General features: G+C 76.0%; 13 protein-coding genes, 2 tRNA genes and 2 pseudogenes. 7 read left to right on the top strand and 10 right to left on the bottom strand.

All coding sequences use genetic code 11. The features are described 5' to 3' along the window. The first annotated feature begins 156 nt into the window (after nucleotides 1-156). Together AB0K43_RS21595 and AB0K43_RS21590 are read left to right on the top strand one after the other, a co-directional pair. Nucleotides 157-876, top strand: coding sequence for a sensor domain-containing protein (locus tag AB0K43_RS21595; protein WP_363642088.1), 720 nt, complete (start codon nucleotides 157-159; stop codon nucleotides 874-876). A 96-nt stretch (nucleotides 877-972) separates the two neighbouring features. Further along, a complete protein-coding gene (locus AB0K43_RS21590; protein ID WP_363642086.1) occupies nucleotides 973-1710 on the top strand; it encodes a hypothetical protein in 738 nt (245 codons plus the stop codon). Here AB0K43_RS21590 and AB0K43_RS21585 read toward each other — a convergent pair. The 8 genes and pseudogenes from AB0K43_RS21585 to AB0K43_RS21550 form a co-directional block, all read right to left on the bottom strand. Next, on the bottom strand, nucleotides 1670-2650 hold the full coding sequence (locus AB0K43_RS21585; protein ID WP_363642084.1) for a hypothetical protein: 981 nt from the start codon (nucleotides 2648-2650) through the stop codon (nucleotides 1670-1672). The genes AB0K43_RS21590 and AB0K43_RS21585 overlap by 41 nt on opposite strands. 464 nt (nucleotides 2651-3114) lie before the next feature. After that, nucleotides 3115-3188 (bottom strand) — tRNA-Met (locus AB0K43_RS21580). 122 nt (nucleotides 3189-3310) lie between these two features. Next, nucleotides 3311-3384, bottom strand: a tRNA-Met gene (locus tag AB0K43_RS21575). A gap of 26 nt (nucleotides 3385-3410) precedes the next feature. Beyond that, entirely contained in the window at nucleotides 3411-4688 is a 1278-nt protein-coding gene (locus AB0K43_RS21570) for a PrsW family intramembrane metalloprotease (RefSeq protein WP_363642082.1), read from the bottom strand. Between the two features lie 130 nt (nucleotides 4689-4818). Continuing rightward, nucleotides 4819-5571 (bottom strand): tRNA (guanosine(46)-N7)-methyltransferase TrmB, encoded by a 753-nt coding sequence (trmB, locus tag AB0K43_RS21565; protein ID WP_363642224.1) that lies wholly within the window; start codon nucleotides 5569-5571, stop codon nucleotides 4819-4821. A gap of 227 nt (nucleotides 5572-5798) precedes the next feature. Beyond that, a complete protein-coding gene (gene lhgO, locus AB0K43_RS21560; protein WP_363642080.1) occupies nucleotides 5799-7034 on the bottom strand; it encodes an L-2-hydroxyglutarate oxidase in 1236 nt (411 codons plus the stop codon). A 101-nt stretch (nucleotides 7035-7135) separates the two neighbouring features. Next, nucleotides 7136-7769, bottom strand: a pseudogene (locus AB0K43_RS21555) (TROVE domain-containing protein); the annotation flags it as partial. Nucleotides 7770-8099: 330 nt separating this feature from the next. After that, nucleotides 8100-9521 (bottom strand): MFS transporter, encoded by a 1422-nt coding sequence (locus AB0K43_RS21550; RefSeq protein ID WP_363642078.1) that lies wholly within the window; start codon nucleotides 9519-9521, stop codon nucleotides 8100-8102. Between the two features lie 696 nt (nucleotides 9522-10217). On the opposite strand from AB0K43_RS21550, the gene AB0K43_RS21545 reads away from it, so the two are divergent. From AB0K43_RS21545 to AB0K43_RS21535, 3 genes are all read left to right on the top strand, one after another. Beyond that, nucleotides 10218-12350 (top strand): asparagine synthase-related protein, encoded by a 2133-nt coding sequence (locus tag AB0K43_RS21545; protein WP_363642076.1) that lies wholly within the window; start codon nucleotides 10218-10220, stop codon nucleotides 12348-12350. A 130-nt stretch (nucleotides 12351-12480) separates the two neighbouring features. Further along, entirely contained in the window at nucleotides 12481-12975 is a 495-nt protein-coding gene (locus AB0K43_RS21540) for a universal stress protein (RefSeq protein ID WP_363642074.1), read from the top strand. 137 nt (nucleotides 12976-13112) lie between these two features. Further along, the gene (locus AB0K43_RS21535) at nucleotides 13113-13805 is read left to right on the top strand and encodes a DsbA family oxidoreductase (RefSeq protein ID WP_363642072.1); all 693 of its coding nucleotides are present in this window, start codon (nucleotides 13113-13115) and stop codon (nucleotides 13803-13805) included. 21 nt (nucleotides 13806-13826) lie between these two features. Here the strand turns inward: AB0K43_RS21535 and AB0K43_RS21530 are convergent, their stop codons facing one another. Further along, complete coding sequence (locus AB0K43_RS21530; RefSeq protein ID WP_363642070.1) at nucleotides 13827-15845, bottom strand: sigma-70 family RNA polymerase sigma factor; 2019 nt, start codon at nucleotides 15843-15845, stop codon at nucleotides 13827-13829. A 242-nt stretch (nucleotides 15846-16087) separates the two neighbouring features. After that, nucleotides 16088-16960, bottom strand: a complete 873-nt coding sequence (locus AB0K43_RS21525) for a helix-turn-helix domain-containing protein (RefSeq protein ID WP_363642068.1) — start codon at nucleotides 16958-16960, stop codon at nucleotides 16088-16090. 326 nt (nucleotides 16961-17286) lie between these two features. Between AB0K43_RS21525 and AB0K43_RS21520 the strand changes: the two genes are divergently transcribed. Together AB0K43_RS21520 and AB0K43_RS21515 are read left to right on the top strand one after the other, a co-directional pair. Further along, a complete protein-coding gene (locus tag AB0K43_RS21520) occupies nucleotides 17287-18672 on the top strand; it encodes an FAD-dependent oxidoreductase (protein WP_363642222.1) in 1386 nt (461 codons plus the stop codon). A 203-nt stretch (nucleotides 18673-18875) separates the two neighbouring features. Beyond that, nucleotides 18876-20096 (top strand): annotated as a pseudogene (locus tag AB0K43_RS21515) (SpoIIE family protein phosphatase); the annotation flags it as partial. Nucleotides 20097-20506: the final 410 nt, after the last annotated feature.

Here is a 20506-nt window from a genome sequence, read left to right as displayed (position 1 = left end):
GCCGGGCCGGCCGCCGCGGTGCGAACGGCCCGGGGCCGCGGGGCGGAGCCCGGAGATGGGCCCCGGGGGTGGGCCCCGGGGGTGGGGACAACCCCACCCCGGATCCGGCAGCGGACCGGATACCCGGCCGGGCCCGGCTACGGCAGATTTGAGACTGTGAGCACGGACGACTTCAAGGGGCCCGAGATGACCGCCAGCACCTCCCCGTACGGCTACCGCGACCTGGACCGCCCGGCGTTCTGGAAGGCGCCGTTCAGCGCCACCACCTACCGCGAGGTGGGCTTCGTGCTCACCGGGCTCCCGATCGCGCTGCTCGGCTTCGCCACCGTCGTCACCCTCTTTTCGGCCGGCCTCGCCCTGGCGGTCACCGCCCTCGGCCTGCCGGTGCTCGCCCTGCTGATGGTCTCCGCCCGCGGACTGGGCGCCCTGGACCGCGAGCGCACCCGCACCCTGCTGGACACCGAGGTCACCGCCCCCGCCCCGGTGCGGCCCGCCCGCCGGGGCTTCTGGGGCGCGGTCACCGCCCGGCTGGGGGACGCGGCCGGCTGGCGGGCCGCCCTCTACCAGGTGCTGATGCTGCCCTGGACGATCGCCAGCTTCGTGATCACCGTGGTCTTCCTGGTGGTCGGCTGGGTCGTCGCGCTCTACCCGCTCTACCACTGGGTCTTCAAGCGCTACCTGGACTGGCCCGGCTACCGGCTCTTCGAGTACACCGGCAGCAAGGGCGACTACCACACCTACTACATCACCTCGCCCTACCAGATCGCCGGCGTCTCGCTGATCGGCATCGCCCTGGTGCTGCTCACCCCGAAGATCGTCCATGCCCTCACCGGCGTCCACCGGCTGGCGGTCCGCGGACTGCTCGGCGCCCGCTGAGCCGCCCGGCCCCGTTCGGCGGCCACCGACGGGCGGTCCGGCGCACCCCGTGATCGGCTGGAACGGCCTTCGCGTCCGAGCCAGGAGCCCGCCGCCATGTCCGTACTGGTCACCTCCCGCCCGCTGGACGAGTACTGCGGACTGTTCGGCCTCACCCGGGCCGAACTGAGCGCCGTCCCGGGCCCGGTGCTGGACTGCCCCGGCGGCGCCGCCGGCCTGGTGGCGGAGGCCCGTACGCTCGGCTGCCGGGCGATCGCGGTCGACCCCGGCTACGCCGTACCGCCGCACGAGCTGGCCACTCGGGCCCGGGCCGGACAGGCGGTGATGGCCGCCGCCATCCGGGCCGACCCGGCGCGCCACCTCCCCCGGTACCACCGGGCCGACGGCTACCTGCGCAGCTGGGACCGGGCCCGCCGGCTGTTCGCCGCCGACGCGGCCGCGCACCCGGAGCGCTACGTGGCCGCCGCGCTGCCGCACCTGCCCTTCGCCGACGGCACCTTCGCGCTCACCCTGAGCAGCTACCTGCTGTTCGCCTACCCCGACCTGTTCTCCCCGCGGCAGCAGCTCGCCGCCCTGCTCGAACTGGTCCGGGTCACCGACCCGGCCGGCGAGGTCCGGATCCACCCGCTGCACGACAGCGCCGGCGCCCGCTGCCCGCGGCTGGACGAGCTGCGCGCCGAGTTGGGCCGGCGGCAGGTCTCCAGCGAGGTCCGGCGCTACGGCCGGCCGACCACCCACCGGGTCCTGGTGCTGCGTGCGGCGGACCACCGCCGCCGGGGCGGCGCGGGGCGGGTCAGCGCGGGCCGGGAACGGACGGATCGGTCGGTGCCGTGACGGCGGGCCCGGCCGGCTCGCCCGGGGTGGCCGGGGCGGCGGGTTGCTCCGGCAGCCGCCTGAGCACCTCCTCCGCCACCGACCTGCGCCGCGAGTACGGCGGCACGGTCCGGGAGTTGCGCATCTTGTAGCGGACGGCGTCGCGCAGCGTGCCGCGCTGCTCCGGGGTCAGGTCGGGCAGATCGGCCGCGGCCCGCGCCGCCAGCAGGGCCTGGAGCAGCTCGAAGGGCGACAGGTGGCGGTCGATCGCGGTCACGATCAGATCCAGGTTGCGGGCGTCCGGTGCGCCCTGCAGCAGGGCCAGCGCCTGCACCCGCAGCCCCTCCACCCCGGTCTCGAAGAGGTCCCGGACCTGCTGCGGTCCGAAGCCGAGCCCGGGTGCGGCGATCACGGTCTGGTTCACCGAGTCGGCCAGCGTCTGCCGGTCGGCGGCGGACAGTGCCCGGGCCAGCAGCAGCCGGGTGAGCAGCCAGCCGGTCAGGAAGCCGACCACGGTGAAGTACACGCCGAGCGCCGCGGCGAAGCCGGACGCCCCGGGGCCGCCGCCGACCACCGGCGCGAGCGCCCGGCCGAGCTCTCGCAGCCGCTCGGGGACGGTGCCGATCTGGGTCAGCCCGGCACCGAGGAGGATCTTGGTCAGCCAGTCGGAGACCTGCTCCAGATTGGTGTTGGGCGCGTAGCTCGCGGTCGAGGTGGCCGACTCGTCGGCCGGATGCGCGGCGCCGCCGCTGGTCAGCAGCTTGGGCACGCCGAACAGGAACCCCAGCAGCCCCCCGGCCACCGAGAAGGTGGCGGCCACCATCAGCCCGCCCCCGAGCGCCGCGGCCCAGTGCGCCGACGCCACGGCGAACAGCACCAGCCCCAGCAGCCCGGCCGTCAGCACCCCGCCCAGCGCGATCTTCACCGCCGGCACCGGCTCGCCACCGCGTTCCAGCTCCACCGCTCCACCCCCGTCACGGTCCGTCAGGTCGCAGCGACTGTAGCGGATCGCGGTTCCCCGCAGACGGCCCGCCGACCTGGCCGAGGTGGGGCGCCGCCCGGCGGTCGGCCGGGCGGCGTATGCCTCGCGGTGCCGGGCATGCAGACGGCCCGTGGGCGCTCTCCTCGGCGCCGGGCCCCTAGGGGCCGGGCGGCCGAGGCGCCGGGGATGTATCCGGTGAGCCCACGGGCCGGGTGACTGCTTGGGTCTACGCCTGCCGCCGGAGGCCGTAGGGCCTCGGTTGCCACAGGCAGGGGCGGCTCTAGCGAGCAGCCACCTCACGCATCCTGGTGGTACTCAACTCAGGATCACCTCCTTTCAGTGTGCCGCCACTGTAGGCACGCACCCGAGCGGGGGGCAACGGATTTATGCGGGGAACGGCGAAGGCCCGGCAGAGTGATCTGCCGGGCCTTCGTGCTACTGAGTAGCGGGGACAGGATTTGAACCTGCGACCTCTGGGTTATGAGCCCAGCGAGCTACCGAGCTGCTCCACCCCGCGTCGGTGAACCTGACAGTACGGGAGTGCGGCGCGGAAGGGAAATCGGGTGCCCCGGTCCCGCCGGAGACCCGGGAACGGCGAAGGCCCGGCAGAGTGATCTGCCGGGCCTTCGTGCTACTGAGTAGCGGGGACAGGATTTGAACCTGCGACCTCTGGGTTATGAGCCCAGCGAGCTACCGAGCTGCTCCACCCCGCGTCGGTGAACCCAACAGTACGGGACGGTCATCCGGAAGGGAAATCGGTTTCCCGCCCGGGCGTCGCCGCAGGCCGGACGGGCTGCCGGGAGGCCCGGGTGCGGGCCCAGACGGCGAAGCACACCAGCGCCGCGAAGCAGGGCACCATCACCAGCGCGTACACCAGCAGGAAGCCGTCCGTGCCCAGCCCGGCCGCCGCGTTCCAGCTGCCGTGCAGGGTGATCGCCAGCAGCAGGCCGCCGGGTGCCGCGAGCCGGGCGGGCCAGCGGCGGGCGGTGGTCAGGGCGACCGCGATGCCCAGCCCGGTGAGGGCGGTGAACAGCGGGTGGGCGAACGGGGAGAGCAGGCCGCGCAGTACGAAGGTGTGCACGGTGCTGTCGAAGTCGCGCAGGCTCGGGGTCTCGCCGAGGCCGATCGAGTCCAGCCGGGCCTGCTGGTCGTCGGTGAAGGCGCGGCCCAGGTAGAGGGCGTTCTCGGTGAAGGCGAACCCGCAGGCGGTGATCGAGCCCAGCAGGGTGCCCGCGGCCAGGGTGCGCGGGCTGGAGCGGGCCCGCCGCCCGGGCGGCGCCGGGCGGAAGTACGGCAGCGGCCGCAGCCTGGCCCTGGCCCGGCGCGGCGGCACCGCGGGCCGGGGGAGGCCGTCCGGCCGGATCGCGGAGAACTGCCGGGCCAGCACCGCGCAGGTCCGCTCGGTGCGGCAGCGCAGCCGGCGGTGGAACGGCAGCAGGAGCAGCAGCAGCGCCGCGGCCTTGGCGCTCTCCTCGATCAGCGGGGTGGCGAACTCGGCGACCAGGGTCTCCCCGCGCACCGGCCCCTGGTGGGCGATCAGGAAGTCGCTGGCCCACCCGTTGGCCATGATCGCCACCGTGGTCGCCGCGCAGGCGCCCCAGGCCAGGCAGAACAGGATGTGCCGCAGTGGCACCCGGGCGGTCCGGTTCAGCCAGGCCAGCGACCCCAGCACGAACGGCAGCGGCAGTATCGCCAGGGCCAGGCCCACCAGCAGCCCGGTGGTGCCGGTCTGCCGCTGCACCAGGTGCAGGATCAGGACCCCGCAGCCGGCCAGCGCGCACGCGGCCAGGGCGGAGGAGAGCGCGGGGCGGCGCAGTGAGGTCAGCCGGCGCAGCAGCCGGCCGGCCCGTGGTGGCAGCGGTGGCAGCGCGGGCAGCGCTACGGCGGCCCGCCGCAGCCGCGGCCCCGGGATGCGCCGGGTGCCGGTGGGCAGCGTGGGCGGCTCGGCGGTGGCGGTGGCGGTCGCGGTGGCTGGGGACGCCGTGGCGGACGCGCTGCCGCCGGGCGGACAGCTCACGCCGAAAGAGTAGGCGACCCGGTCCGCTCGGCGGGAGAGTGCGGGACTATCCGTGTCGATCTGCTCACCTGTGGTAACGGAGCGTCCCCGGTCGGGCGGGCCGGCCCGGCGGCCCGCCCAGGTCAGCGGCTCAGCGGCGGCGGAACAGCAGGTCGTGCACCACGTGGCCCTTGGCCAGCCCGGTCCGCTCGAACTTGGTCATCGGCCGCCAGCCGGGCCGGGGCGCGTAGCCGGGCACGCTGTCGGCCGGGTGCTCGGCGGGCTCCAGCCAGCCGGTGCCGTCGCCCTCGGGGTGCAGGTTCACCAGCTCGGGGGAGGCGGACAGGACCCGGAGCATCTGCTCGGCGTACTCCTCCCAGTCCGTCGCGCAGTGCACCAGCGCACCGGGGGCCAGCCGCGGCAGCACCAGCTCCAGGAAGGACTCCTGGATCAGCCGGCGCTTGTGGTGCTTGGGCTTGGGCCACGGGTCCGGGAAGTACACCCGCAGGCCGGCCAGCGAGGCGTCGGGGAGCATGTCGCGCAGCAGGATCACCGCGTCCCCGGCGGCCAGCCGGACGTTCTCGGAGCCGTCCCGCTCCAGGAACTGGAGCAGGTTGCCGTGGCCGGGGGTGTGCACGTCGGCGGCCAGGATGCCGGCGGTCGGGTCGGCGGCGGCCATGGTCGCGGTGGTGTCACCCATCCCGAAGCCGATCTCCAGGGTGACCGGACGGCCGCCGAACAGCTCCGCCAGGTCCAGCGGAGTGCCGTCGATCGCCAGACCGAACCGCTCCCAGCCCCGGTCCAGCGCACCGGCCTGGGCCTTGGTCATCCGGCCGCGGCGCGGCTGGAAGCTGCGGATGCGGTGCTCGCGGTGCTGCTCCTCGGTGGCCTTGTGCGGGTACATCGGGGCCGGGTACCCCGCCGGAGCGGCGGAGAGCCGGGCCGAGGGGCGCAGCTCGCTCTCGGCGGTCGCGGTCTCGGTCAGCTGGGGGGTGGAGGCAGTGGCAGTCACAATCGGCCAAGTCTAAAGGGGCGTGCGAGGGCTCGGACCGGCGCGTGACGGATTCCTCACCTCGATCGGGAGCGGCCCCGACCCGAACGATCGGCCGCTGCCGGGGGGTCGCCCGGCGGTCAGCCGCCGGCGTCGAGCGCGGCCAGCGCCCGCCGGGCGACCTCGCGGCCGATCGCCAGCGAGGCGGTGGCGGCGGGGGAGGGCGCGTTGAGCACGTGCACCGTGCGGCGGGCTCGGCCCGGGGCGTCGGGGTCGAAGCCCGCGAACGCGAAGTCGTCCAGCAGCGAGCCGTCCCGGGCCACGGCCTGGGCGCGCACGCCGGCGGTGGCCGGGACCAGGTCGGCGGCGGTGACGGCGGGCAGCAGGCGCTGGACGGCGGTGGTGAAGGCGCGCTTGGACAGCGAGCGGTGCAGCTCGCCGATCTCGTACCGCCAGTGCCGCCGGGCGATCTGCCAGGTGCCGGGGAAGGCGGCGGTCTCGGCCAGGTCGCGGACCTTCAGGGTGCGCCAGTCGTAGCCCTCCCTGGCGAGCGCCGGGACGGCGTTCGGGCCGACGTGCACATCGCCGTGCACGCCGCGGGTGAGGTGCACCCCGAGGAACGGGAAGGCCGGGTCGGGCACCGGGTAGACCAGGCCGCGGACCAGGCCGCGGCGGGCCTCGGTGAGCTCGTAGTACTCGCCGCGGAACGGGACGATCCGCACCCCGGGGTCGTCCCCGGCCAGCCGGGCCACCCGGTCGCTGTGCAGGCCGGCGCAGTTCACCAGCACCCCGCAGCGCAGCTCGCCGGCCGAGGTCTGCACCGTCACGCCGTCGGCCCGGCGCGCGATCGAGCGCAGCTCGGTGCCGGTGCGCAGTTCGGCGCCCTTCTCCTCGGCCAGCCGCGCGTAGGTGCGGGCCACGGCCGGGAAGTCGCAGATGCCGGTGGTGGCGAGGTGCAGGCCGGCGATGCCGGTCACCTCGGGCTCGTGCTCCCGGATGCCCTCGGGCCCGAGCTCGGTGACCGGGATGCCGTTCGCCCGGCCGCGCTCGGCGAGGGCCGCCAGCCGGGGGAGTTCGGCGGCGCCGGTGGCCACGATCAGCTTGCCGGTGACCTGGTGCGCGATCCCGTGCTCACGGCAGAACTCCACCATCTCGGCGGCGCCGCCGGTCGCGTACCGCGCCTTGAGCGACCCCGGGCGGTAGTAGACGCCGCTGTGGATGACTCCGCTGTTGCGGCCGGTCTGGTGCGCGGCGAAACCGGGCTCCTTCTCCACCAGCGCGACCGCCAGCCCGGGCCGGGCCCGGGTCAGCGCGTAGGCCGTCGACAACCCGACGATGCCGCCGCCGACCACCAGCACATCGACCTCGTACCCCACCGCAGCCCCTTCCGCCGGCTCCCCTGGCGATGCTTTCACGCCGGGGAGCCGGGGGTGAGGGTTTCGCCGGCGCGGGCCCATCCGGCGCCGGCCGACCTGCCCTAGCCCACCGAGCGCCGCCCCACCCACGGCCAGTCGGCCGAGCGGCCGGCCTCCAGCAACGGGATCAGCCGGAAGGCGGCGTCGCCCAGGCCGCCGAAGGTGTGCCGGTGCGCGGTGCCGGACGGCCCGTGGCCGGTGCGGTAGCCGGCCAGGTTCCAGGTGTACACCGGGACCCGGGCCGGCACCGGGGCGAGCGGGTCCCCGCCCGGGCGGCCGTACGCCTGCTCGTCGGTGACGACCACCACCCGGTCGTGGCCGTGGAAGTGGGTCCGCACGGCGGTGGCGGTGTCGGTGCCGCCGAGGCTGTCGAAGCGGTCGAGGGTCCTCAGCACCGAGTCGCCGCGGTCGAGTTCCAGCCGCGCGCTGGTGGAGCCGAACTGCACCAGGTCGGCGTCGGCCGCCCGCAGGGCCAGCGCGGTGCCGAACAGGGCGGCGGAGTCGGCCCGGTTGAGCTCGGTCCGCGCGCTCGGGCGGTCGAACATCGAGCCCGAGCGGTCCACCAGGACCAGCGTGCGTCCGGGTAGCGCGGGCACGCCGGCCAGCGAGTGGCCGAGCGCCCGCTCCAGCGCGTACCTCCCTCGCGCAGGTACCCGGCGCCGCCCTGGTGGTTGCGCACCACCTGCCCGGTGGTCGCCACCGGCGAGGTCGAGGCCGCGCTGCTGCGGCGGAGGTTGAACCGGGACACGCGGAGCTCCCCTGCTGGCGGCTCCCGAGGTCGAAGAGCGGTGGGCGGCCTGGTCGGGTGTCCAGAGGACAGCGGCGGCGGAGGCGAAAGTCAGGAGCTCTGTCCGCTGAGCTACACCGGCCGTGGCCGGCGACGGGACTCGAACCCGCGCGCGCCTGATCCGAAGGAGCCCCCACCTGCGCACCTGGACGGGAACGACGGTAGCCGCGCCGCCGCCGCGCCCGCATCCGATTAATCCGGTGACCCGGGCACCCGACCAGGCCTCCCGGCCCGGCGGTTCAGCCCGAGGCCGTCAGCACCAGCCGGGCCCGCTCCGCCAGCTCCCGCACCCGCCGCTCGTCGTGGTACGGCTCCAGCAGGCGGAGCATCTCCACCACGTACTCGCGGCTGCGGTGCGAGGAGATCCGGCCGGCCACCTCCACCGCCCGCTCCCCGGCCGCCACCGCCGCGTCCAGGTCGCCGGCCTCGGCCTCGGCCATCGCCGAGACGAACAGCCGCAGCCCGTGCGAGCGCACGTACCCCTCGGTCGGCCGGGCCAGCGCCTCCCGGGTGAAGTGCCGCACCTTGGCGGGCACGCCGAGGTCGCGGAAGCACTCGGCGGCGTCCGCGGCCAACCGGTCGTAGGCGTAGAAGTCGATCCAGGTCGGGTCGGGATCCCCCGGCCGGGAGCGGTCCAGCGCCGTCTCGGCCGCCGCCAGCGCCGCCGAACAGGCCGTCGCAGAACCGGCCTTGGCCTGCGCCCGGGCCTCCACCAGGTGGAAGAAGCTCATCGTGCGCGCCGTCGCCAGCCCCCGGTTGCGCTCCAGCGCGGCCTGTGCCAGGTCGATCGCCTCGTCCGGGAAGTTCCGGTACGCCGCCTGCAGGCTCATCGAGGCCAGCACGTACCCGCCCAGCGGCACGTCGCCGGCCGCCCGGGCGAGCCGCAGCGCCTGGATGTAGTACCGCTGCGCCGCCTCGTGCTGGCCGGTGTCGAAGGCCATCCAGCCCGCCAGCCTGGTCAGTTCGGCGGTCGCGCCGAACAGCGCCCGGCCCACCGCGTCGCTGTACGAGGCGAGCAGCAGCGGCGCCGCCTCGACCCGCAGGCACTCCGGCACCATCGACGAACGCCAGTCCCCGCCACCGTACTTGGAGTCCCAGCGGCGGGCCTCCTGGGCCGCCTCGCGGAGCTTGGCCGCGTCCGAGTGCCCCACCCGGTACCCCGAGAGGTCCGGCACCGGCGTCTCCCGGGCCACCGAGCCGTCGGCCGGCGTGATCAGCCAGCGCGAGACCGGCGTGGCGTACGCCGCGACCGAGAACGTCCCCGCCAGGCTGTCGCTCCACCGCCCGCCGCCCGGGCCGCGCCGCAGGTCCAGATCGACCCGCCACAGCTCGGTCGCCGAGCGCACCGCCTCCGGGACCTCGCGCGGGAACTCCAGGCCCAGCTCCGGCGTCGGGTGCGAGTCGGCCAGGCCGATCTCCTCCAGCGGCACCGGCCGGCCGAGCTTGTTGCCCAGCGCCGTCGCGATCAGGTGCGGCACCGGACGTTGCGGCACCATCCCCTTGGTGACCCAGCGGGCCACCGAGGTCTTGTCGTAGCGGAGCGTCAGGCCGCGCTGCGCGCCGAGGTCGTTGACCCGGCGGGCCAGGCCGGCGTTGCTGATCTGGGCAAGCGACAGGAGCGCGCCGAGCCGTTCGTTCGGCCCTCGTGAGCTGACGGTCATGGTGGCGGTGGCACCCCCGGGCGACGTCGTGCGCGGATGGCGGACGAGCGGCAGGGCGGCGGCCCGTCGTGCGGGTGTCCGCTCCCGTACTGCTGCACCTAGCGTAGTCGTCCGGGTTCCGAGGGTTAAGAGGCTGCATTCCGGATGGCGGGATCGCGCGCCCGCGCGGCCGGCGGGCGCCCGGCGGCAGACCCGGCCGATGCGCCCGCCCGGGCCGCCGCGGCCGGCTCCCGGAAGGGCGTGCTCCGGTCCTGTGTCGATGTGCGCCATCTGTGCCCCCTGGCTCGCAGGGGCAGGTCGGCGATTCGCTGGACGCCGTGGAACGGCCCGCCGTCGAGGACCCGGCGGGCCGGGGGAAACCGCTGCCTACGTCCCCGCGGGCGGCGGTGGGTCCGGGAGGGCATGCGGATGCCCTCCCGGCCTGTGCGGCGCCTTTCGGCCATCCGGCGATGTCCATGCCACGGACGGGCCGATGACGGGCCGACGACGGGCCGACGGGTCGACGGGCCGGCCGCGCCGCGCCGGGGGCGGTGCGGGCCGAGGAGGGGGAGGCCCGGACCACCCCGGCGCGGCAGTTCTCCCGATTCGCCCCCGCAACACGGGTCACCACCGGCCCGTCCAGTGGCACGATGTCTCCTGACGGCGTGCCAGTCCGTACCCCCTCAGCGCGCCCGATACCCGTCAGGCGGAGGCGCGATGCGGTGGCTCACCGGCTGGAGCGGTTCCCCCGGCAGCGCGGACCCGGCCCTCGCGGCCGTCCGCCCGCTAGCCGGCACCACCCTGTGGGGTGGCCCCAACCCGCTCTGGGCCGTGGGCGATTGGCGCCCGGACGAGATCCGGCTGGCCACCCTGCGCCCCGGCGGCCCCGCCACCGTCGCCACCGGGGCCCGGCCGGCCGACCCGGCCGACCGCGACACCCCCGCCACCCTGCGGATGGCCGTGATCGGCCACTGCGGCGCCTCGGACGGCGAACTCGCCGCCGGCCTGGCCGCCGCCCGCGGCGGCGCCGTCCGCCACCTCACCAACTGGCCCGGCAGCTACACGGTGGTGCTGCGCACCGGCGTGCGCAGCACCGTCCTGATCACCGACCTCGCCGGGGTCCAGCAGGTCTTCCACACCCCCTGGTGCGGCGGCACCGCCTACGCCACCGCCGCCCTGCCGCTGGCCGACCTGGTCGCCGCGCCGCTGGACCCCGACCACCTCGCCGCCGTGCTGGCCGCCCCGGAGGCCCCCGAGGTGCTGGGCACCGGCACCCCGTACGCCGGAGTCCACCGGGTGCCGCCCGGCCACACCCTCGGCATCCGCAGCGGCCGCCCGTACACCGCCGGGTACGAATCGGAGACCTCGCCCGGCCGCTGGAGCCGCGAGGAGGCACCCGCCGTCCGCGAGCTCACCCGGGCGCTGCTGGAGGCCGTCCGCTGCCGGGTCAGGACCGCCGCCCCCGCCGGGCCGGCGGACGCCCAGGAGCGGGCCAGGCTGGGCGTCGACCTCTCGTACGGCACCGCCTCGGCCACCGTCGCGCTGCTCGCCGCCGCGGTGCCGATCGGGCCGGCCGCCCGCGCCGCCGACCCCCGTCCGCCCGCGCCCGCCGTCCGGTCCGGCGCGGTGAAGGGCTCCTGGGCCCGGCGCCCGGCGGCGCCGGAGCAGGCGCCCACCGAGGCGCTGACCGCCGTCACCCTCGGCGAGAGCCGCCGCCCCGCGCTCGCCGTCGAGGTGCCCCGGCTGCGGCACGTGGTGCTGCCGCCCGCCCTGCCGTACGCCGCGCTCGCCGACCCGCCCGCCGATCCGCCGGCCGGCCCGCTCACCGACGAACCCGGCGCCGCCCTGCTGGCCGCGGACGCCCTCGGCGCCCGCTTCCGGGCCGGCGGGACGGACCACCTCACCGGGTACGGCGCCCGGCACGTCCTGGACGGCCATCCGGCCCGGCTCGCCGACCTGATCCGGCTCGGGCGCTCCCGCGAACTGCTCGGCCCGCTCGCCGCCCTGGCCGGCGCGGACCGGGTCACCGCCGGGGCGCTCACCGGCGCCGTGCGCACCCCGGTGACGGTGCTGCGGGCCGCCCACCGGCTGGCCCGCTCCGGGTACGCCGAGGCGCTGGACGACCTCGCCGTCACCCTGACGCTGCGGCGGGCCGCCGAGCCCGGGCCGACCGCCGGGGCCGGCTCGGCCGCCGCGCTCGCCTGGGCGGTGCCGGGCCCGGCCGCCCGCTGGCTCTCCGACCAGGCGCTCGCCGGCATCGCCCAGCGGCTGCGGATCGCGGCCCGCGGCGGGCCGCCCACCGAACTCCCGGGCGCCCGGCGGGCCCGGCTGGCCCTGCACCGGCACGCCGCCGGCTACCGCACCCTGGTGCAGGCCGCCGAGCAGCACGGCCAGCGCCTGCACGCGCCGTTCCTGGACAACCAGGTGGTCCGCGCGGCCCGGCTGCTGCCCGAGGAGGTCCGGCTCCAGCCGGGCGCCCGACCGGCCCTGCTGCACGCCGTGCTGACCGGCGCCGGCCGGACCGACCTGCCCGCCGACTGGGGCCGCGGCCCGCGCCCCGACCGGGCCGGGCCCGCCCGCACCGGCCTGCGGCTGGCCGCCGACGCGCTGGCCGAGCTGTTCGACCGCCCGCTGCTCGCGGAGGCCGGTCTGATCGACCCCGGGGCGGTCCGCCGCTCGCTGGCGCTGGCCGCCGACGGTACGGCGGAGCTGGCCCCGGGCACCCTGGCGGGGCTGGCCGATCTGATCGCCACCGAGCTGTGGCTGCGCCGGGTGGCGGCCCGCCGGCACGGCTCCTGCTGGACCGGACTGCCGCCGGCCGAGCGGCGCGCGCTGGCCCGCCCGGCCTGAGCCGGCGGGGCGGTGCGGCGGGCCCGGGCGGTGCGGCGGCCCCGGTGGTGCTGCGGCCCGGGCGCGTCCTGCGGCCCGGGCGCCGCGGATCGGTGATCATGGCCTGGTGGTCCGACCCGCGGAGGCCGCTGTGCGAGAACCCTTCCCCGTGCTCGGTGAGCCGCCCGCCGCCGGGCGCCCCGGCATCCTGGCCGCCTGCGACGGCTCGGACGGCTCGCTGTGGGCGCTGGACCGGGCGATGACCGAGGCCGAACTGTTCCGGCTGCCGCTGCACGTGCTCGCGGTCGTCAACCCCTCACCCTCCGGCTACCCCCCGGGGATGGCCGAGCTGGTGCACGAGAGCGTCGAGCGGCTCACCGAGAGCATGGCGGACGGCCTGCGCCGGGCCGTCGCCACCGTCCAGGCCGCCCGCGAGCGCCCGTACGGCGGCGAGCTCGCGCTGCACGTGGTGCTGGGCAACGTGGTGGAGGTGCTGCTCGCCTGCACCGTCGGGCAGCACACCCTGGTGCTCGGCACCCGGGGCAACGGCGGTTTCACCCGGCTGCTGCTGGGCTCGGTCAGTACCGCGGCGGTGCACCACGCGGCCTGCCCGGTCCTGGTGGTCCCGGCCCCGCCGGCCGGCTGACCGGGTCGTCCGGTCGCCGGGTCGCCGGGTCGCCGGGCCCGTCCGGAGGCGGTTCGTGGACGTCCGGGAATGCCCGGCGGATGGTTGAGCGTTCACCTTCCCCGTCAGCCACCCCCGCGAACGGAGCCACTTCCCCGATGAAGGTCGAGATCTACAGCGACATCGCCTGCCCCTGGTGCTACCTCGGCAAGCGCCGCTTCGAGCAGGCCCTGGACCGCTTCGCGGGCAAGGCCGAGGTCGAGGTGGTCTACCGCCCGTACCAGCTGGTGCCCGACGCCCCCGAGAGCGCGAGCCCGCACCGCGCCTGGCTGGCCGAGCGCTACGGCCCGCAGTCGGTCGCCATGGACGACCGGGTCACCCGGCTGGGGGAGGCCGAGGGGGTCGTCTTCGACTTCGACACCGCGCTGCACGTGAACACCTTCCTCGGCCACCGGCTGCTCCACCTCGCCGGCACCGAGTACGGCGCGCCCGTCCAGTCCGCGCTCAAGGAGCTGCTGCTGAAGGCGCACTTCAGCGACGGCGTCGACGTCGGCGATCGGGCGCAGCTGGTCGAGGTGGCGGCGGCCGCCGGGCTGGACCGCGACCGGGCGGCGGCCTACCTGGCCGGCGAGGAGGGGGTGGCCGAGGTCCGCGCCCAGCTGGCCGAGGCCCGCGAGCTCGGCATCAGCGCCGTGCCGACCTTCGTCTTCGAGGGCCAGTGGGCGGTGCAGGGCGGCCAGGAGGCCGAGACCTTCCTGCGGGTCCTGGAGCAGGTGGCCGCCGAGACGGCCGAGCGGCCGTCCGTGCCGGGCGAGGACGCGGCCTGCGCGGACGGCGCCTGCGCGGTCTGACCCTGGGCCCGCGGGCCCGGCTCAGGTGCAGGTGAACCGGGCCTGGGCCCAGTCGGCCACGTTGATCAGCGACCACCGGCCACCGGACGGGGCGACCACCAGCCGGATGGTGCGCTGCCCGTCCAGCGGGGCCTGCACCCGCACCGGCCGGTCCCACGGGCCGACCTGGCCGGAGTGCCAGAGCGTGCGGCCGTCCCCGCCCACGACGCTGAGCACCACCGGGCCACCGCCCGCCCCGAGGTCGTCCAGCCCCGCCACCGCCTCGAAGGCGGAGCACCTGCGGTTCAGGTCGACGGACACCTGGGAGGGCACCGGCACGGAGAGCGCGTGCCGGTACGAGGAGCCGCGCATCCAGACCGACGGCCGCTGCACCACCGCGCCGCCGGGCCGGATCACCGGCCCGACCGGCGGATCCCGGTGCTCGGCGCCGATCGGCAGCTGGTCCAGCCAGAACTGGGTCGGCGTCGGCGGGGGCGTGGGAGTGGGCACCGGCGGGGTCGGGACGGGGGGCGGCTGGACCACCGGCGGAGCCGGGACGCTCGGGGTCGCCTGCACCGGGGGCAAGGGCGTGGCGGACGGACTCGGTGTCGGGGTGGGCTTCGGCGCCGGCGTCGGGGTGGGCGCCGGTGCGGGGGTCCGGCTCGGTACGGCCGAGGGCTCCGGTTCCGGAGCCGGCTCCGGCGCCGCCGGAGCCGTCGTGGTCGGCGGGGCCACCGGGGCCACCGGGGCGGCCGGCGGCTGCGCCGGCGAGGAGGCCGCCGCCGCCGTGACCGGCGGCTTGGGGTCGGGCCCGCCCGCCAGCGCGTAGGCCACGACCGCGGCGGTGGCGACCGCGACGCCGGCCGCGATACCGGCCTTGGCGGCCACGCCCAGCCCCTCCCCGACGACCGCGCCGGCCGTCGAACCGGAGGACCCGGCCGCGCCGGCACCCGCGGCGCCGGCCGCACCCGAAGCACCCGCGGAGCCCGCGGCACCCGCGCCGCCGATCGCCGCGCCGCCCACGGCGGCACCCGCGCCGACCGCGGCCGCCGCGACCGTGAAGTACCCGGCGCCGACCCACAGCAGCGCGCCCCCGGGCAGCACCGCCCGCAGGCTGGTGTTGATGTCGGTGAGCTCCAGGTACGCCGCGGTGCAGCGGGCGCAGCCCTGGATGTGCCGGCCGACCTCGCCGGAGGCCCGCTTGCGCAGCGAACCCCGGGCGTAGGCCCCCAGCCGGTTGGCGTACGCCGTGCAGCCGGACTCCTGGCTGCCCGAGACGTGCGCCTGGAGGAAGGCCGCGGCCAGCCGGTCCCGGGCCCGGTGCGCCTGGACGGCGGTGGCGTTGGCGGTCTTGCCCAGCAGCACGGCGACGGTCTTCGGCGACTCCCGCTCCACCTCGGTGTGCCAGAGCACCACCCGGTCGTCCTCGGGCAGTTCGACGAAGGCCTGCATCACCATCCGCTGGTCGGCCAGCGCCATCGCCCAGGCGTCCGCCCCGGGGTCGGCCAGGTCGAACTCGACGGCGGCCGCCGAGGTCCGGGCGAAGTCGCTGAAGTCGTCGACCAGTTGCTCGCGCCGCTCGGAGCGGGCCCAGGCGGCCGCCACGTTGCGCACCGCCGTCAGCAGGTAGGCGCGGACCGCGAACTCCGGCCCCTTGCCCGCCCGCAGCGCCTGCAGGGTGCGCGCGAAGACCTCACCCGCCAGGTCCTCCGCGGTGAAGCTGTCGCGGCAGCAGGTCCGGGCGTAGCGGCGCACCGAGTCGGCGTGCCGGCGGTAGATCTCCTCGTACGCGAGGTCGTCGCCGGCCCGCACCCGGGCGGTCAACTCCGCGTCGGACGGCGGGCGTTCACCGTCGACCGGGTCGGCAGGGGCGGGCACCACCGGCCGACCGGGCGCGACCGGGGCGACGAACGCCTCCGGCGTCACCCCGCCCTGGCCGGCGGCGGCCTGGCCCGGCACCCGGCCGGCCAGCGACTCCCTGGCCGGCGCCCCGGCCTGGTCCGGTACCTGCCCCGGAAAGCCCAGGCCGGAGCCGGAGTCGTTCTGCTCGTCAGTGCTCAACGCGGCCCCCGTGTGCCGAACCCGGGTGGCCGCAACCGGGCTTGTGCTGTGCGGACGTGGCCGGGGCGGCTGCGGCCCGCGCTCGGCGCAGCCCGCCGAGCGGAACGGCACGCAACGGGACAATGGCTCCAACCACGGGCAAAGAATGGCATAGCGCAGCGGCCATCGGTAACCGGGCCGGCCGCCACCCACTCTTCCGGGCACCTGGTCGAGGGTGTGTTCGGCGCCCGGTGGTCAAGGCGTCAGCGCGCCCGCAGCCCTTGGAGCAGGATCTGCAGCAGCCGGTCGGCCGGCGCGTCGTCGGGCTCACCGGCCGAGGTCCGGACCGGGACGGCGTGCACCGGGACGGCCGCGGTCAGCACCAGCACCACGTCCGAGACCGTCACGCCCTGGCGCAGCTCCCCGGCGGCGCCGGCCCGGGCCACCAGTGCGGCCAGCAGGTGGAGCAGCAGCCGGGGGTCGGCATCGGGCGCGCTCTCCCCGGCCCCGCCGCCCCCCTCCAGCGCCCCGGCCTGGGCCCGGGGCCGGCCGAGCGCGCCGCCGAGGTCGCCGAACTCCCCGCCGAGCGGGGCGTCCAGCCGGCCGTCGAAGGCGGCCTCCACCGACCGACGCTGCTCGGGTACCCGGCCGATGTCCTCGGCGTACCGGAAGGACTCGGGCGGCAGCAGCCGTCCGGCGCCGGACTCGACCGCCCGGGCCAGGAATCCCGACAGCGCCTCCCACGGCTGCGCGTCCCCGTACAGCGACTCCCTGGCCTGCGCCGTCAGCCAGCCGACCTCCTCGGCGGCGATCCGCTGGACCAGCACCTCCTTGCTCGGGAAGCGCCGGTAGACGGTGCCCACCCCGACCCCGGCCCGCCGGGCGACCTCCTCCATCGGCGCGCCGTAACCGAGCTCCCCGAACACCTGGCGGGCGGCCCGCAGCACGCTCTCCAGATTGCGCCGGGCGTCCACCCGCAGCCGGGACGCGGCCGAGCGGCTGCCCGGCGATTCGTACCCGGTGCCGCCCCCGAACTCGCCGAGCCGTTCGGTCCCGCCCGGTCCGCGCTGCTCGGGTACCGCACCGCGGCCGATCGGAGGCAGCGTCCGCCCCGTCACCTGTTCCTGATCAGTCATTTCAACCCTCCCCCGCAGGCACCCTCCCAGGCGCCTGTGCGGACCGCGCACCCCCCGGTGCTCACACCGACGCCCGCGTCGTCCGCCCGATGTCTGCGCACTACCCTTCCCCGGATCGCCCCGCCACAGTCCAGGAGGTGAGCCGGGTGGTCCGGGATCGACCGAACCAATCGTTGGCCCAGCGCACAATCCGACCATAGTTCAGGGAAGTTCGCGGCAGAAGTGGCCGAAACTCGGCCACTGCCGCAAACCTGAGGCCATTCCGCCACATCAGTCCCACCCGATCCGGTCGGCACTGTGGACAAGAGGGCCTTCGGCAGGGCGTCATATGGGGACGTGAACCGGATCACAGTGGCCGGAGGTGCCCCATCAAGATCCTGATCATCGGTGGCGGATGCGCCGGCCTGACCGTCGCGCTCCGGCTCCAGCACAAGCTCCGCACCCGGCTCCGCTCGGGCCAGGACGAGATCACGGTGGTCGAGCCGCAGCCGTACCTCACCTACCACCCGCTGCTCGCCGAGGTGGCGGCCGGCACCATCGACCCCCGGCACGTGGTGGTGCCGCTGCGCCGCACGCTGCCCGACTGCCGGGTGCTCACCGCGCGGGTCACCCGGGTCGACCACGCCGGCCACCGGGCCTGGGTCGACGCCGCCGGACCGGGCGAGGCCGGGCTGACCAGCGAACTGCGCTACGACCTGCTGGTGGTGGCCCCCGGCTCGGTCTCCCGGACCGCCCCCGTGCCGGGCCTGGCAGAGCACGGCCTCGGCTTCGGCAGCGTCGGCGAGGCGGTCGCCCTGCGCAACCACGTGCTGGAACAGCTCGACCTCGCCTCCACCACCCGCGACCCCGAACTCCGCCAGGCAGCGCTGACATTCGTCTTCGTCGGCGCCGGATACGCGGGCGTCGGCGCGCTGGCCGAGCTGGAGGACATGGCCAGGTACGCGGCCAAGGGCTACCACAACCTGCAGGCCGACGACCTGCGCTGGGTGCTGGTCGAGGCGACCGACCGGATCCTCCCCGAGGAATCGCCCGAGCTCGCCGCCCACACCCTCGGTGAACTGCGCGAACGCAATGTGGACGTGCGCCTGGGGACCACCCTGGAGTCGGCCGCCGACCGCCTGATCACCCTCTCCGACGGCAGCAGGTTCGCCGCCCGCACCCTGGTCTGGACGGCCGGCACCCGCCCGGCGCCGCTGCTGAACGACACGGACCTCCCGCTGGACGGAAACGGCCGGATCCGGTGCCTGCCGACGCTGCGGATCGCCACCGCGGACGGCCGGCCGCTGCCCGACGCCTGGGCCGCCGGGGACTGCGCCGCGGTGCCCGACCCGACCGCGGCCGGCGCGCCCTGCGCCCCCAACGCCCAGCACGCGCTGGCCCAGGCCGACCTCCTCGCGGCCAACCTCGTCGCCGACCTGGCCGGACAGCCGCTGCGCGACTACCGGCCCGACCACCCGGCCTGCTCCACCTCGCTCGGGGTCGGCCGCGCGGTCGCCCACACCCGGCGCGGCCAGCTCACCGGCCGCCGCGCCTGGTGGCTGCACCGGGCCCGCCACCTGCGCCGGATGCCGAGCGCCGAGCGCCGGGTCCGGATCCTCACCGACTGGCTGCTGGCCGGCCTGTTCCGTAGGGAGGCGGTCTCCCTGGGGTCGGTCGAGCACCCGCGCGCCGAGTTCGAGGCGGGCTTCATCGAGGACCGTTTCCACCCCTGACCGGGGCCGGCGAACCGCCGCGACGAGGGCGCGACTTCCGTAACCATGACCCGGCCTGACAGGATCTGCCCGACCGGGTCATCACGTCCAGTACCCGGACGTACGCGAAAAGTGATGATCCGAAGAATGCCCGCCGAGTGAAGACCGCCCCCGAACCACCCCGACCCGCCCCGAACACCCCGAACCGAGGAAGCGGCCGACGTTTGAACCTGATGCGCTGGAGCGCCCGGCTCACCGGAGCCCCGCGGCGCGCCGCTCCACCCAGCACCACCGACGAGCCGGTCACCGTGCCCGGCCCACGAGACCCCGCCGCCCCGGCCGGTCTCCTCGACCAGCGTGCCCTGGACCAGCTCTACGACCTGCGCGACGTACTGCGCCGGCTGCCCGCCCCGGTCGCCGTCACCTACGGGCCGCAGCACCAGCTCGGCTACGCCAACCGCGCCTACCGCGAGCTCTTCGGCGCCCGCACCAACGGCCCACCGGCGGCCGAGGCACTGCCCGAGCTCGCCGCCCTCGGCGTGCTGCCGCTGCTGGACCAGGTGCTCCGCAGCGGCCGCCCGCGCAGCGTGAAGTCCCGGGCGATCCTCAGCCTCGGCGGCAACCGGTACTACAACATCTCCTGCGTGCCGCTCGGCGCGGAGGAGGACGGCTCCGCCCCGGTCGGCGTGCTGATCTTCGCCGCCGAGGTGACCGACCAGGTCCAGGTCGCCCTCCGGCTGCGCGAGGCCGAGCGCCGCCAGCGCCAGGCCGCCGTCACCCTGCAGCGCAGCCTCCTCCCGCAGAAGCTCGAACAGCCCGCCGACCTCCGGGTCGCCGCCACCTACCAGCCCGGCGGGGCCGACGCGGCGGTCGGCGGCGACTGGTACGACGTCATCGGCCTCGGCGGCGGCCGGACCGCCCTGGTGATCGGCGACGTGATGGGGCGCGGCATGCGGGCCGCCGCCGTCATGGGCCAGCTGCGCACCGCCGTCCGGGCCTACGCCCGCCTCGACCTCGCGCCGCACGAGGTGATGCGCCTGCTCGACGGGCTCGCCATGGAGATCGACGCCAACCAGATCGCCACCTGCGCCTACGCCGTCTGGGACCCGGAGACCCGAAACCTCACCTACGCATCGGCCGGCCACCTCCCGATCCTGCTGCGCTGCCCCGAGGGCGTCGTCCTGCAGAGCGAGGAGCAGAACGGCCCCCCGCTGGGCACCGGCAGCGGCACGCACGTCTCGCACACCCTGCGCCTGCTTCCCGGCACCACCGGCGTCCTCTACACCGACGGCCTGGTCGAGCGCCGGGAGGAGGACATCGACAACGGCATCGAACTGCTCGCCCGCACCCTGGGCGGCGCGGCCGGCGCCCCCGACGTCATCTGCTCCCGGTTGCTGCGGGCGATGGGGGTCACCGCCGAGCACGACGACGACGTGGCCGTCCTCGCCTTCCAGGTGCCACTTGACTCTCCCGCTCCGGATGCCTAAAGTTCTTCGAGCTGCCCGTCTCAGGGAGCACCGGACACGTGTTGACGCGGACGGTCCCGAGGCAGCCAATCCCTTGAAACACCACTTCTCGTCCCACTGGGTCGTGCTCTGTCGCGTCCCGGTGCGAATTGGCGTGCGCGTTTATATGGATTGCGGTCGGATTCGCTTTTCGGAGCGGGGATCGGCTAAGGTTTGAAACGTCGGACAGGCCGTCAGGTCGGGCCGACAGAAGGCGAGTTGGATGAGGAAGACCCGGAAACGGGGCGGAAAACGTCTGATAAGCTGGAAACACGAAGGACCGGCCGGCTGGTGAGTGAAACTCCGGAAAACGGAGCGGAAAACATCTGCTAGGCTGGGAAACACGAAAG

Origin of the sequence: Kitasatospora sp. NPDC049258 (assembly GCF_040678895.1) — a bacterium.
Lineage (GTDB): Bacteria > Actinomycetota > Actinomycetes > Streptomycetales > Streptomycetaceae > Kitasatospora.
Note: the sequence above shows the minus strand (reverse complement) of the source record. Positions and strands in the feature narration are given on the sequence as shown.

Bases quoted from the DNA above. Each gene is read 5' to 3' on its own strand.
- AB0K43_RS21525 (WP_363642068.1), bottom strand. From the start codon at position 16,960: ATGACTGATCAGGAACAGGTGACGGGGCGGACGCTGCCTCCGATCGGC.
- AB0K43_RS21550 (WP_363642078.1), bottom strand. From the start codon at position 9,521: ATGACCGTCAGCTCACGAGGGCCGAACGAACGGCTCGGCGCGCTCCTG.
- AB0K43_RS21545 (WP_363642076.1), top strand. From the start codon at position 10,218: ATGCGGTGGCTCACCGGCTGGAGCGGTTCCCCCGGCAGCGCGGACCCG.
- AB0K43_RS21535 (WP_363642072.1), top strand. From the start codon at position 13,113: ATGAAGGTCGAGATCTACAGCGACATCGCCTGCCCCTGGTGCTACCTC.
- AB0K43_RS21590 (WP_363642086.1), top strand. From the start codon at position 973: ATGTCCGTACTGGTCACCTCCCGCCCGCTGGACGAGTACTGCGGACTG.
- trmB (WP_363642224.1), bottom strand. From the start codon at position 5,571: ATGTACCCGCACAAGGCCACCGAGGAGCAGCACCGCGAGCACCGCATC.